Below are 13,088 nucleotides of genomic sequence, written 5' to 3'. Positions count from 1 at the left end.
ATACCTTCGTCTTATTCCCTTCGGCTTCGGGTCAGGCGCGATCCTGCATCCATGCAGGTCACGCCCTCTCGGCGCATCCATGCGCCTCGCCCCGGCCTTTGGTCAACGACTCAGCGATTTACAGCCGGACCCAGGCCATCGCTGAAAGTCTGTCGTCCCCCTGGGCTTTTGTATCGCTAAGGTTTAATTTCAGGTTCTGCGAGCGTGCTTCCAGCGCCTCTCTTGCCAGCCAATCAGCAAAGCAGTATCTTCTCGCCACGCCTGCAAAATCAGGCGTCGGGGTTGGTCCCCTGTCATCCTCATCCGCGATAAAACTCGTTTTTATTGCGTGGACAGCTACACCTCAATGGTGGGCTGGACGGTGGCGTCGCAAGACGCGCCGGTAGCTGATGAGGCCGGTAGGACCAACTCCGTTCAGTCCACCACCAGCAAGGTTGGTCCCTTCTGTGGTGGTCAATTAATCTCATCAGAGGCTGTCATATGACGACTACCCTTAGCTTTTCTCATTCTTTATTTACCGTCCCATTCGATAGCAACACCGATTTCACCGCGCTGGCAGACAACTGCGAAAGGTTTGCTGAAGTGATAGTGGAATGCGAAGACCCGGCACAAAAAATGGCGCTGTGCGGACGGCTTTCGGCCTGTCTGGACCTGCTTCAGCCAACGCTGCTGGAACCCGTTCCTGAACATTTAAAAGCAAGCCTGACGGTGGATGACCTGCCGCTGGACGTGCCCGTTTTTGAGCCTGAAAGCGATCAATTGGGGCGTTATTGCCAGCTCTTAACCCAGCTGCTGTTAACGCGCTCACTGTCAGAGCGTGAAGAAAGGGTGGCGGGCGATTTGCTGCAGGATTTGGTGGGATTTTACAGCGATACGCTGAAAGCACCGCGCTGGTTGCGCACTGAAGAGGGCGTTGCGCTACTTTAAAAAGAGGGATGGTGTGCTCTGATGCCCTCACCCCTGCCCTCTCCCACGGGGAGAGGGAGAAAACCAACAAAGGCAAAGCCACCACCCTACAAAAATACGACCTCTGCGGCCCGATACCCTCTCCTCTCTATCTCCCACAGAGTGAGGGGCAACAAAAAAGGACAACTCACGTTGTCCTTTTCTTTCTACCTGCGATGCCTTAGCTCAACAACGTAAACGCAATCATCCCGACAATCGCACCTGTCGTGCCGAGGATAGTCTCCATCAGCGTCCAGGTTTTCAGGGTCTGCGCTTCGGTCGCGCCGGTAAATTTACCGAACAGCCAGAAGCCGGCGTCATTCACGTGAGAGACCACAATCGAACCGCCCGCGATACAGATTGACAGTGCCGCCATCTGCGCGCCGGAGTAGTTCAGCTGTTCAATCACCGGCATCACCAGGCCCACGGCCGTCAGACACGCCACGGTGGCGGAACCCTGGATGATGCGCACCGCGGCCGCCAGCACGAAGCAGGTCACGGCAATCGGCAAGCCCATCCCGGTCAGCGCTTCGCCCAGTGCAGGACCCACGCCGGAATCCACCAGTACCTGCTTGAACACGCCGCCCGCACCAATTACCAGCAGGATAATGCCCGCCGGTTGCAGCGCGGCACCGCAGATTTCCATGACTCTGTCTTTCGGCATGCCCTGACGGATCGCCAGGCCATAAATCGCCACCAGACAGGCAACCAGAATCGCGGTGAACGGATGGCCAATAAACTCGAACCATTCGTAGGTACTGGAACCGACCGGCACAAAGCGCGCAGCGATAGTTTTCAGCCCTACCAATACCAGCGGTAGCAGGATCAGCGCCAGGCTAAAACCGAAGGACGGCATTTTGCCTTCGCCAAGATGCGGCTCGGTAATATCGTCAGGGATGTGCAGCTCAACGTAGCGGCTGATGAAATTGCCCCACAGCGGCCCAGCGATAATCATCCCCGGGATTGCGGCACACAGGCCAATCAGGATCATCCAGCCAAAGTCAGCGTGCATCTGAGACGCCAGCAGCATCGGCGCAGGCCCAGGCAGCAGGAACGCCGCCGCGGCCGCCACGCCCGCAAACAGCGGGATCACCAACTTCACGAGGTTGGTTCCGGTATGACGCGCCATCGAGAACGCCACGCTAATCAGCAGCACCACGGCCACTTCGAAGAACAGCGGCAGCGCGCAAATCAGACCGGCCAGACCAATCGCATAATGCGCGCGGCTGTGACCAAAGGACTTGAGCATTTTGACGGCAATCTGATCGACCGCGCCCGTTTCATGCAAAATCTTGCCAAACATCGCGCCCAGCGCGACCACAATCGCCAGGAAACCCAGCGTGCCTCCCATCCCTTTTTCCATTGTCGCTGCGATTTTGTCGAGCGGCATGCCGGAAAAGAGACCTGCACCAATAGAAACCACCATCAAAGCAACGAAGGCGTGCATACGCGCTTTCATCACTAAAAACAGCAGCAGCAAAACGGAGCCAACTGCTGTCAAAACTAACGTTAATGTACTCAAAACTTACTGCCTTTTATTAATGACCTCGATGGTGCTGGCAACAACACCGTCCAGCGGCTGATCGATATCCACGATCAAGACATCGCTTTCATCCGCGCCCGGTTCCTGCAACGCGTCAAACTGAGTAACCAGCATCTGAGTTTTAAAGAAGTGGCCTTTACGCGCTTTCAGACGGCTTTCAATCACCTCGAAATCGCCTTTCAGATAGATGAAAGAGAGATTCGGATTGCCGTCACGCAGCAGATCGCGGTAGGTCTTTTTCAGCGCGGAGCAGACAATCAGCGACACTTTATTGGTGCGCTGCATGGCGAACGCGGCATCATTCAACGCCTGCAACCACGGCTTGCGGTCGTCATCATTCAACGGCTCGCCAGCGGCCATTTTGGTGATGTTGCTGCGCGGATGAAGGAAGTCGCCATCAAGAAATGCGGCCTGAAGTTGATGCGCCACTTCACTGGCAACGGCGGATTTACCGCTACCGGAAACGCCCATCAGGACATAAACGTGGTGATCGAGATTCGTCGTGCTCAAAGGGAGTCCCTCAGTCAATTGTTACGGGTAACAGTTATCGGTAACATTGTCCTGCCGGGGCAAAAGAGAAGCAATATCCAAACGTGCGTGAAGTGAATAAGTGTGAGCCAGGTCAAACTTGTCAGATTAAATTGATCCACCTGGTGACAAGGTGAAACCTAAATCTAACATTTTCGGCGTCACCACTTCACCCCGAATGCGCGCCAGCAGGCGTTCCGCACCAATGCGGCCCATGCGTTCACGCGGTGTCAGGACGCTCGCCAGTCGCGGTTCCATCACCTGGCCGATATCGTGGCCATGGAAACCGGCAATCGCGATGTCATCAGGGATTTTCAGCCCCAAACGCTGGCATTCAAACGCAGCGCCAACCGCCAGGTCATCGTTGGTACAGAAGATGCCATCGAGCTGCGGATATTCACGACGCGCCTGACGCATCAGCTCAATACCGGACGAATAGGAAGACGATTGCTCCACCATCACGCTGTACGGCGTTAAATGCGCGTCGAGCATGGCCTGCTCGTAGCCCTTCTGTTTGATGATAGTACGTTCATCCAGACGTGCGCCAAGATAGGCGACGTGGCGATGCCCACGCGCAAGAATGGCGGCGGTCATCTGGCGGGCGGCCTCGAAGTTATCGAATCCGACGGCGATATCCAGACACGGAGACTGGCTGTCCATCAGCTCGACGACCGGAATCCCGGCGACTTCAATCATTTTGAGCGTGCGAGGGGTGTGAGTACGTTCCGTTAAAATCAGACCGTCGATGTTCCAGGAAAGCATGGATTCAAGACGTTCTTCTTCCAGTTCCGGTTTGTACCCATAGTGCGCAAGCATGGTCTGATAACCGTAAGCATCGGTGACGCTTTCGATACCGCGCAGCACTTCGGCGAAAACCTGGTTGGTCAGGGAAGGAAGCAGGACACCGACCGCGCGGCTGGTGGAATTGGAGAGAATATCGGGGGCGCGGTTGGGGATATAACCCAGTTCATCGAGAGCAGCGGCAATCTTGCCACGCAACGCCAGGGAAACCTGTTCCGGGTTACGCAAAAAGCGGCTGACCGTCATTTTGGTCACACCGACGCGATCGGCTACATCCTGAAGTACGGGTCTTTTCTTTTTCATCGTCCTGAGAAATCTTGAGTGAGAGATTTTCTCAGTTTATCACGGACAAAGGCCAACCTTCCCCTGTCAAATGGTGAGGGTTAGCCTTTTATCAAAAAAATACATTTAATCATTCGAGTTGCATCGAGGCGGCGATGCAGTGAAACCCCGATCGCGTACATATCAATGCGACCGGGATTACGAGTTAAGCCAACCACGATGCGGCTTAACGGATGACGCGTCTTCAGACCGGTGGCAGATCGAAAAGCAATATTTCACTTTCACTGTCGGCATGAATGGATAGCGCCTGCTCATCCCAAATCGCCAGACCATCGGCAGTGGTGGCTTTGGTGCCGTTAATGCTCACCTCGCCTTTCACGACCTGGATCCACACGCGGCGTTCCGCAGCAATCTGGTGCACAGATTGTTCGTTTTTCGCCAGCGCCCAGCGATAGAGTTCCATATCCTGATGCACTTTCAGCGAGCCATCGCGGGCATCGGGAGAGAGCACCAGCTGTTTGCCCTGTTCTGCATCAAAGCGACGCTGCTCGTAGCGCGGCGTAATACCGGTTTCTTCTGGAATGATCCAGATTTGATACAGATGCAGTTTTTCCGTTTTGCTCGGGTTGTATTCCGAGTGACGTACACCGGTCCCTGCGCTCATGATCTGGAATTCACCCGCCGGAACCTGCTCTTCGTTACCCATGCTGTCTTTGTGCGCCACGGCACCTTCGAGTACATAGGTCAAAATTTCCATGTCTTTGTGCGGGTGAGTGCCGAAGCCCTGGCCTGCGTCAATCACGTCATCGTTAATCACGCGCAGTGCCGAGAAGCCCATGAAATTCGGGTCGTAATAGTCAGCAAACGAGAAGGTATGCCATGAGTCCAGCCAGCCATGATTTGCGTGACCACGTTCGTTAGCTTTGCGTAAGAAGATCATTGTTTTTCACCCCAGTTCGTTTCGATGGAGTAAGTGTGGACGTATTCGCGCTGGGATGATAGTGGGTGAAAATTGACTCCTCTGTTCAAAAATTATGAACAAGTCCAGAGGAGCCACTTTTGCTTATTTCGCGAGGGTTACCGTAGCAGGAGAGGCCTGCTCAAACGCCCGTTCAAGGATTTCCAGATTGGTCAGAACGTCAGATTCCTTGACGTAATTTGGCGTGCCTTTGGTGATGGTTTCAAAGAGCGCATCATAGACGCGGCCATAGTCGCCGATTTCCGGGGCAATCTCTTCTTTGACCGTCACGCCGTCGGCATTGACGTACTCCATCACGCCGAGGGAGTCATCCGCGGCAAAACCCGTTTCGCCGGGCATGATATTGGCTTTCAGGCTGGTTTCCTGCTGGTCAATGCCGTATTTGAGAAACGAGCCCCTGGTGCCGTGAACGATAAATTTTGGGTAATCGATTTTCACCAGATGACTGGTTTTGACGATCGCTTTTACATCGCCGTAAAACAGCTGCGCTTCGAAAGTGTCGTCGGGGTTGGCTTTATTACGCAGGCTGCGGATGTCGTAAGCCACGTGATCCGGGCGGCCGAACAGGGATATAATCTGGTCCATGGTATGCACGCCAAGGCCGTAAAACGACCCGTCCTGCGGCAGACCAGGCTTGGTTTCAGCAATCGGGCGGAAGTAATCAAAATGGCTTTCGACTTCAACAATCTCCCCCAGCTTGCCGCTCTCGATGGCTTTTTTCGCCGTCAGGAAGCAAGAGTCAAAGCGGCGATTCTGGTACGGCGTTACGGTCAGCCCTTTGCTTTTTGCCAGTGCGAAAAGCGCTTTAGCTTCAGCCATTGTCGGGGTAAAGGGTTTTTCCACCAGCACGTTTTTGCCCGCTTCCAGCGCGCGTTTCGCGTAATCAAAGTGGCTGTCGGCGTGCGTGCAGACGATCACCAGTTTGACCTGCGGATCGCCCAGCACTTCATCCAGATCGCTGGTGAAATGGATATGTGAATACTGCGGAGCCTGCTCTTCCGGCTTCGCGCTGCGGCGGTAAATATGCGCCACATGCCAGCTGTTTTTACGGTTGAGAACATACGGAAGGTGATAGCGGGTGGTGCTTTTACCAAATCCAATAAATGCGCAATGTAACGTCATGGCTCAGTCCTTTTTAAGGTTGCTGAGTCTACCATAGCGCAACTTTTCCCTTCACCCCAGCGTTGACTTAGCCCATCCCTCGGGCGTGAGTGGCGCAGTCAGATTATTCACAGCCAGCACGCAACAACCGGAGCGTATGCACAGTACGCGAGGATTGCGAGCACTTCCCGGCGGCAGAATGGCACGTAAGCCAGGCTGAAAAATAGACAAAAAAAAGCCAGCTAGAAGCTGGCTAAAGTAATACTGGAAGCAATGTGAGCAATGTCGTGCTTTCAGGTTTCCGTAGAGGTCTTCCTGAACGCGAGACAATAATAATCATTCTCATTCGCAGTTGTCCAATACTTTTTGCAAAAAAGTGAGTTGACTCAAATTTCAAACTCAATGATGTTAAAAGGGAGATCAACCTAACGAGGACAAAGGAATGAGTGAGATAGTGATACGCCACGCTGAACCGAATGATGCCGCGGCCATACGCCAGAATTACATGCATCCGGGGGTGTATCATGACACGCTACAGCTACCTCATCCTTCTCTCGAAATGTGGCAAGAGCGCCTGGTTGTTAAGCCCGGGCAAAGACGTCTGGTGGCCTGCATTGATGAGAAAATCGTCGGCGACCTGTCGTTACAGGTAGAAGCCAGTCCACGGCGCAGCCATGTGGCAACCTTTGGCATCAGCGTAGCAGCGCATGCGCAAGGGCGCGGCGTAGGCAGTGCGTTAATGCGTGAGATGATCAATCTTTGCGACAACTGGATGCGCATCGAACGTATTGAATTGACGGTATTTTCAGATAACCCTGCCGCACTGGCGCTGTACCGCAAATATGGCTTTGAAGTTGAAGGCACCGGCAAGAAGTTTGCGCTGCGCAACGGCGAGTATGTCGATGCGTATTATATGGCGCGAATGAAGTAGTTTGTTGCCCTCACCCTCTCCCACAGGGAGAGGGGATTGCCCGACATGCACTTCCCTCTCGCCCCTGTGGCGAGAGGGGAAGACATCAGTACCCTGCCGTCAAATCATCGACGGTGCGTGGATCGGATGCGCCAAACAGCGTACCGTCCGGCCCAACCATAATGCTCTGGGTGCTGCCCATCGCCTCTTTCACCGCAATTTTCTGCCCGCGCTGCTCCAGCAGTTTTAAGGTATCCGGGCTAAAGCCCTTCTCCACGCGCAGTTCGTCCGGCAGCCACTGATGATGGAAACGCGGTGCGTTAGTCGCCTCCGCCACGTTCATACCAAAATCAATGCTGTTCACCACCATTTGCAGCACCGTGGTGATAATACGGCTGCCGCCAGGGCTACCGGTTACCAGCCAGGTTTTACCGTCTTTCACCACAATTGTCGGGGACATTGACGACAGCGGACGCTTCTTCGGCCCGACCGCATTGGCGTCGCCGCCCACCAGTCCGTAAACGTTCGGTACACCCGGTTTGGCCGAGAAATCATCCATTTCGTTGTTCAGTAAAATGCCGCTATTACCCGCCACAATCCCGGTGCCAAAGGTGGTATTGAGCGTATAGGTCACCGCCACCGCGTTACCGTCTTTATCCACCACTGAGAAATGGGTGGTCTGGTTACTTTCGTATGGCGCCAGTTTGCCGGGACGAATTTGGCTCGACGGTTTTGCCTTGTTGATATCAATCTGATCCGCCAGCGATTTGGCATACGCTTTGTTAGTCAGCGCCTGCCACGGCACTTTAACGAAATCCGGATCGCCGAGATATTCCGAGCGATCCGCGTAAGCAAACTTCTCCGCTTCGGCCATCACCTGCATCGTATCGGCACTACCAAAGCCGAATTTGTGCATATCGAAGTTTTCAAGAATATTGAGGATCTGCACGATGTGGATCCCACCAGAAGACGGCGGTGGCATTGAGTACACCTGATACCCGCGATAGTCGCCGCTGATCGGCTCGCGCTCGATAGCTTTATATTCCGCCAGATCGGCTTTGGTGATCAGTCCGCCGTTCTTTTGCATCTCTTCCGCGATTTGGTCGGCAATCGCCCCTTTGTAGAACGCATCCGGGCCGTTTTCAGCAATCAGCTCCAGGCTTTTCGCCAGATTTTTCTGCACCAGCTTGTCGCCCTTTTTCAGCGGCTCGCCGTCTTTCCAGAAAATCGCTTTGCTGTTTTCATGGTTGGGAATGACTTCACTGCCATAGGTTTTGAGGTCGTCCGCCAGGGCGTCGTTCACCACAAAACCGTCGCGCGCGAGCTTGATAGCAGGCTGCACCACTTTGTTCAGCGGCAGCGTGCCGTATTTTTCCAGCGCCAGCGAGAAGCCTGCCACCGTGCCCGGCGTGCCGGTTGCCAGATGTGACGTCAGCGATTTTTTACTGTCCGGGTTGCCCTGATCGTCGAGGAACATATCGCGGGAAGCCTGGTTCGGTGCCATTTCGCGGAAATCGATCGCCGTCGTTTTCCCGTCTTTGGTGCGCAGCATCATAAACCCGCCGCCGCCCAGATTCCCCGCCTGGGGATGGGTCACGGCCAGCGCATAACCCACGGCAACCGCAGCATCCACGGCATTACCGCCCTGCTTGAGAATATCCACGCCCACTTGGGTCGCCATCGCGTCAACCGACGCCACCATGCCCTGCTTCGCGCGAACGGGATGAAATACATCTTCTTCAACGCCATACGAGACAGGCGGTGCGGCAGGCGGATTTGCCGCCACGGTGAACGTGCCGCCCGCCATCAGCGCTGCGATAGCGACCCAGCGCAAAAACGTTGGTTTTATCATTGTTATTCTCCAGGTGATGGGATCCATATTCCCGTTTAAGCCTGGTTCACAACTCCTAAAAAATCATCGTGGTGTCAGAATCGAGATAAACTTAAGAGAAGCCTCAGAGGGAGGAAAAGATAATGAAACGACTTTTGCTTATTACGGCGCTGCTCCCGTTTGCTGCGTTGGCACAACCACAGCCACTGAATACGATGAACAACCCCAATCAACCGGGGTATGTCATTCCGAGTCAGCAGCGGATGCAGACGGAGATGATGAACCAACAGCAGCAGCAAAAAGGGATGCTCAATCAACAGTTGAGAACCCAAACACAGCTTCAGCAGCAGCATCTGCAAACGCAGATGAACACCAATACCCAGCGGATCCAGCAGGGTCAGATGCGTGAGCAGCCATTGCCGAACGCCAACGGCGGCATGCTCAACAGCACGCCACGACCGAGTTCCGGAACGCTTCTGGGGGGTGATAGCGGAGGGGTTGCGCCGCAGCAACAGCATATGCTGCCGCAGCGCCAGAACGGCGAATTACTCAGTCCGCCGCTGAATTAAAGTCTGGACCAATCACGTCGATGGCATCGGTACAGATGCAGTCGACGCCCCAGCGCAGCAGCTCTGCCGCGCGCTGGGGTTTGTTGACGGTATAAACCAGAATGTGTAATCCGGCGTCTTTCAGCATTTTTACGCGCGCTTCATCCAGCAGCCTGTGATTCAGATGAATCGACACGCAGGCTAAGCGCGTGGTCAGCGCCTGCCAGTCGTCACGCCATTCATCCAGCAGTAAACCGCGCGGCAGTTCCGGTGCGGCCGCAAGTGCTGCTTCCAGCGCGTCGATTTCAAACGACGACAGCAGCGGCGCCGTCATCCCGTCCCACATTTCACGCGCCGCCAGCGCAATCACTTTTCCTGTGAGCGGCCCGCTGCCGGTGGTCGGTTTGATTTCAATGTTGGCCATCATGCCGTGCTGACGACAGCGATCCGCCACTTCCGCCAGCAGCGGCAGCGGTTCGCCTTTGAAGTCACTGCTGTACCAGCTGCCTGCGTCCACTTTCAGCAGATCGCGCCACGGCAGCGCTCCCGCCACGCCCCAGCCATTACTGGTTCGCTCCAGATTGTCGTCATGCAGCAGGAAGATTTCACCGTCTTGCGACAGCTTAGCGTCAAACTCGATCATCCGATGACCGTAATGCGCACCCACGTCAATCGCTGCCAGCGTGTTTTCCGGTGCCAGTTTACCGCCGCCGCGATGGGCGACGATGTGAGGATAAGGCCAGTGACTCATACGCGTTGTCCTGTTTCGCCATCAAATAAGTGCAGATGATTTTCGGGCAGATGCAGCCAGAGCGTGCTGCCGGCTTTAGGGCGTTCCTGATGGGCCAGACGCACCACCATTTTTTGATCGCCCCAGCGCCCGTGCGCCAGGTTATCCGCTCCCAGCATCTCCAGCGTGTCCATGACTAACGGCACGCCGCCGTCCGCCTGCGAGCTTAACGCAATATGTTCCGGGCGGATACCCAGCGTCATTTTACGTCCGGCATAACCGCGATAATACCAGTTGATCGGCAGCGCCATACCGCTCTCAAGCTCGAAATGGGTGCCCGCGTGGCTGATGCGCCCTTCCAGCAAATTCATCGCCGGACTGCCAATAAAGCTCGCCACAAAGCGGCTGGCCGGTTTTTCATACACTTCAACCGGCGTACCGATTTGCTCCGCAATCCCTTTATTCATCACCATCACGCGTTGTGCCAGCGTCATGGCTTCGACCTGATCGTGGGTGACGTACAGCGAGGTGGTTTTCAGGCGACGATGCAAATGCTGTAACTCAAGGCGCATTTGCACGCGCAGTTTGGCGTCGAGGTTAGAGAGCGGTTCATCGAACAGGAAGACCGCCGGATCGCGCACGATAGCGCGCCCCATCGCCACGCGCTGACGCTGCCCGCCGGACAACTCGCGCGGACGGCGTTTCAGCAAGCCGTCGAGTTCCAGAATGCGCGCCGCCTCTTTGACACGCTCTTCGATGTGGCCCTTGCCCATCCCACGAATTTTCAGCCCCCAGGCCATGTTCTCTTCCACGCTCATGTGTGGATACAGCGCGTAGTTCTGGAACACCATCGCGATGCCGCGATCTTTCGGCTCCATTTCCGTGACGCGCTGCCTGTCAATCCAGATATCGCCGCTGGTCACGCGCTCAAGCCCGGCGACCATGCGCAGCAGCGTGGATTTTCCGCAGCCGGACGGGCCAACCATCACAATAAATTCGCCATCCGCCACGTCGAGCGTCAGCGGTTGAATCACCTGGGTTTTGTTATCCCAGCTTTTGGTTACTGCCTGTAATTTAAGTCCTGCCATCTTATTTCTCACTGTCCACTAAGCCACGCACAAACGCGCGCTGCATGGCTAAAACGATAACGACCGGAGGGATGAGGGTGAGCAGCATCGCCGCCATCACCTGATTCCAGAGCGTGGTGCCTTCGCCCGTGGCGATCATGCCTTTGATGCCCGCTACGGCGGTGCCGAGATTGACGTCCTGCACAATCAGCAGCGGCCACAGATACTGGTTCCAGCCGTAGATAAAGGTGATCACGAACAGCGCCGCAAGGTTGGTTTTGGAGAGCGGCAGCACGATGTCACGGAAAAAGCGCATCGGTGACGCACCGTCGATTCGCGCCGCTTCAATCAGCTCGTCCGGCAACGTCATAAAGAACTGGCGGAACAAAAACGTCGCCGTTGCTGACGCCATCAGCGGCAGCGTTAGACCCGCGTAGCTGTCGAGCATTTTCAGGTTGGCGATCACTTCGACCGTCGGGAAAATACGCACTTCAACCGGCAGCATCAGGGTGATAAAAATCATCCAGAAGAACAGGTTGCGCAGCGGAAAACGGAACCAAACGATGGCGAACGCAGAGAGCATCGACACCACAATTTTGCCGACCGTGATGCCGAACGCCATGATGAAGCTGTTCAGCATCATCAGCCAGAACGGCGCGCTATTCGCGCCCACGCCCTGCGTCCAGATGGTCGCCATGTTTTCAAAAAGATGACCACCGGGGATCAGCGTCATCGGCGTTTCAAACACGGCTTTAGTGTCCAACGTGGCGGCCACAAAGGCGATGTACAGCGGGAAGAGGATGACGATAATCCCCAGAATCAGCATGGTGTGGCTGAAAATCGTCAGCCCCGGACGGTTCTCAATCATTGGTAGCGCACCTTACTTTCGACATAGCGGAACTGAACCACCGTCAGCACAATCACCAGCAGCATCAGCACTACCGACTGGGCAGCAGACGCAGAGAGATCAAGACCCGCAAAGCCTTCGCGGTAAATTTTATAAATCAAGGTCGTCGTGGCCTGCACCGGCCCACCGGCGGTGGCGGCGTCGATCACCGGGAAGGTATCGAAGAAGGCATAAACCAGATTGACCACCAGCAGGAAAAAACTCACCGGGGCGATCAGCGGCAGTGCCAGCTTGAAGAAGCGACGGATCGGGCCTGCGCCGTCAATTGCGGCGGCTTCAACCAGCGATCGCGGAATGGATTGCAGCGCGGCAAAGAAGAATAAGAAGTTGTAGCTGATCTGCTTCCAGACCGAGGCGAAAACCACCAGAAACATCGCCTGGCCGCTGTTTTGCGCATGGTTCCAGTCGTATCCCATCTCACCGAGGAAATGGGTTATTAATCCGCGTCCTGGGTTAAACAGGAAAATCCACAGCACGGCGGCAACGGCAGGCGCAACGGCGTACGGCAGCAGCATTAGCGTTTGATAAATACGACTGCCGCGCACCACGTAATCCACCAGGGCGGCGAAGAACAGCGAGGCCAGGAGACCACTGACGGTCACCATGGTGCTGAATTTTATCGTCGTCCAGAAGGAATCGATGTAGTAGCTGTCGTGCCAAAGGGCAGCAAAGTTATCCAGACCCACGAACTGGCTGGACAAACCGAAAGGATCGACGCTTTGTACCGAGTACCACAGCGCTTCGCCCGCAGGCCAGATAAAGAAGATAACGGTGATAATCAGCTGCGGGGCGACCAGCAGATAAGGCAGCCAGCGCGAACGGAACACCGGACGGGATGATGACATAGAGGGACTCTTTTCCAGAAAACGCCGGGTGGCAGCGTCGCCTTACCCGGCCTACAAGGTGCATTTTCTCC

Annotated in this window: 13 protein-coding genes; 3 read left to right on the top strand and 10 right to left on the bottom strand. The window is 55.3% G+C overall.

The window, feature by feature from the left end; translation table 11 throughout:
* Positions 1-480 precede the first annotated feature (480 nt).
* A complete protein-coding gene (locus AC0LWE_RS20040) occupies positions 481-927 on the top strand; it encodes a hypothetical protein (protein ID WP_202668655.1) in 447 nt (148 codons plus the stop codon).
* Between the two features lie 199 nt (positions 928-1,126).
* Here the strand turns inward: AC0LWE_RS20040 and gntU are convergent, their stop codons facing one another.
* The 5 genes from gntU to AC0LWE_RS20015 form a co-directional block, all read right to left on the bottom strand.
* A complete protein-coding gene (gntU, locus tag AC0LWE_RS20035) occupies positions 1,127-2,467 on the bottom strand; it encodes a gluconate transporter (RefSeq protein ID WP_015960804.1) in 1,341 nt (446 codons plus the stop codon).
* Positions 2,468-2,470: 3 nt separating this feature from the next.
* Complete coding sequence (gntK, locus tag AC0LWE_RS20030) at positions 2,471-2,998, bottom strand: gluconokinase (protein WP_059180314.1); 528 nt, start codon at positions 2,996-2,998, stop codon at positions 2,471-2,473.
* A 126-nt stretch (positions 2,999-3,124) separates the two neighbouring features.
* Positions 3,125-4,120 carry a gluconate operon transcriptional repressor GntR gene (gene gntR / locus AC0LWE_RS20025; RefSeq protein WP_059180315.1) on the bottom strand — a complete coding sequence of 332 codons (996 nt, stop codon included), beginning with the start codon at positions 4,118-4,120 and terminating at the stop codon, positions 3,125-3,127.
* A 223-nt stretch (positions 4,121-4,343) separates the two neighbouring features.
* Positions 4,344-5,039 carry a pirin family protein gene (locus AC0LWE_RS20020; RefSeq protein ID WP_059180316.1) on the bottom strand — a complete coding sequence of 232 codons (696 nt, stop codon included), beginning with the start codon at positions 5,037-5,039 and terminating at the stop codon, positions 4,344-4,346.
* Positions 5,040-5,162: 123 nt separating this feature from the next.
* Positions 5,163-6,200 (bottom strand): oxidoreductase, encoded by a 1,038-nt coding sequence (locus AC0LWE_RS20015; RefSeq protein WP_219347302.1) that lies wholly within the window; start codon positions 6,198-6,200, stop codon positions 5,163-5,165.
* A 421-nt stretch (positions 6,201-6,621) separates the two neighbouring features.
* Between AC0LWE_RS20015 and yhhY the strand changes: the two genes are divergently transcribed.
* Entirely contained in the window at positions 6,622-7,110 is a 489-nt protein-coding gene (gene yhhY, locus AC0LWE_RS20010; RefSeq protein WP_219347301.1) for an N-acetyltransferase, read from the top strand.
* Positions 7,111-7,195: 85 nt separating this feature from the next.
* Here the strand turns inward: yhhY and ggt are convergent, their stop codons facing one another.
* Complete coding sequence (gene ggt / locus AC0LWE_RS20005; RefSeq protein ID WP_219347300.1) at positions 7,196-8,941, bottom strand: gamma-glutamyltransferase; 1,746 nt, start codon at positions 8,939-8,941, stop codon at positions 7,196-7,198.
* Between the two features lie 122 nt (positions 8,942-9,063).
* Between ggt and AC0LWE_RS20000 the strand changes: the two genes are divergently transcribed.
* Positions 9,064-9,489 carry a DUF2756 family protein gene (locus tag AC0LWE_RS20000; protein WP_202714300.1) on the top strand — a complete coding sequence of 142 codons (426 nt, stop codon included), beginning with the start codon at positions 9,064-9,066 and terminating at the stop codon, positions 9,487-9,489.
* On the opposite strand, the gene ugpQ is transcribed toward AC0LWE_RS20000, so the two are convergent.
* From ugpQ to ugpA, 4 genes are read right to left on the bottom strand one after another with little or no spacing between them, the layout of a single operon-like run.
* Positions 9,470-10,219: a glycerophosphodiester phosphodiesterase gene (gene ugpQ, locus AC0LWE_RS19995; protein WP_219347299.1), complete on the bottom strand. Its 750-nt coding sequence runs from the start codon at positions 10,217-10,219 to the stop codon at positions 9,470-9,472. The genes AC0LWE_RS20000 and ugpQ overlap by 20 nt on opposite strands.
* Positions 10,216-11,286 carry a sn-glycerol-3-phosphate import ATP-binding protein UgpC gene (locus tag AC0LWE_RS19990; RefSeq protein ID WP_131486980.1) on the bottom strand — a complete coding sequence of 357 codons (1,071 nt, stop codon included), beginning with the start codon at positions 11,284-11,286 and terminating at the stop codon, positions 10,216-10,218. Before AC0LWE_RS19990 ends, ugpQ begins: the two co-directional genes overlap by 4 nt.
* 1 nt (position 11,287) lies before the next feature.
* Entirely contained in the window at positions 11,288-12,133 is an 846-nt protein-coding gene (gene ugpE, locus AC0LWE_RS19985; protein WP_059180323.1) for a sn-glycerol-3-phosphate ABC transporter permease UgpE, read from the bottom strand.
* Positions 12,130-13,017: a sn-glycerol-3-phosphate ABC transporter permease UgpA gene (gene ugpA / locus AC0LWE_RS19980; protein WP_059180324.1), complete on the bottom strand. Its 888-nt coding sequence runs from the start codon at positions 13,015-13,017 to the stop codon at positions 12,130-12,132. Before ugpA ends, ugpE begins: the two co-directional genes overlap by 4 nt.
* Between the last annotated feature and the right edge of the window lie 71 nt (positions 13,018-13,088).

The sequence above is a fragment of the Lelliottia sp. RD5 genome, assembly GCF_056032945.1.
Note: the sequence above shows the minus strand (reverse complement) of the source record. Positions and strands in the feature narration are given on the sequence as shown.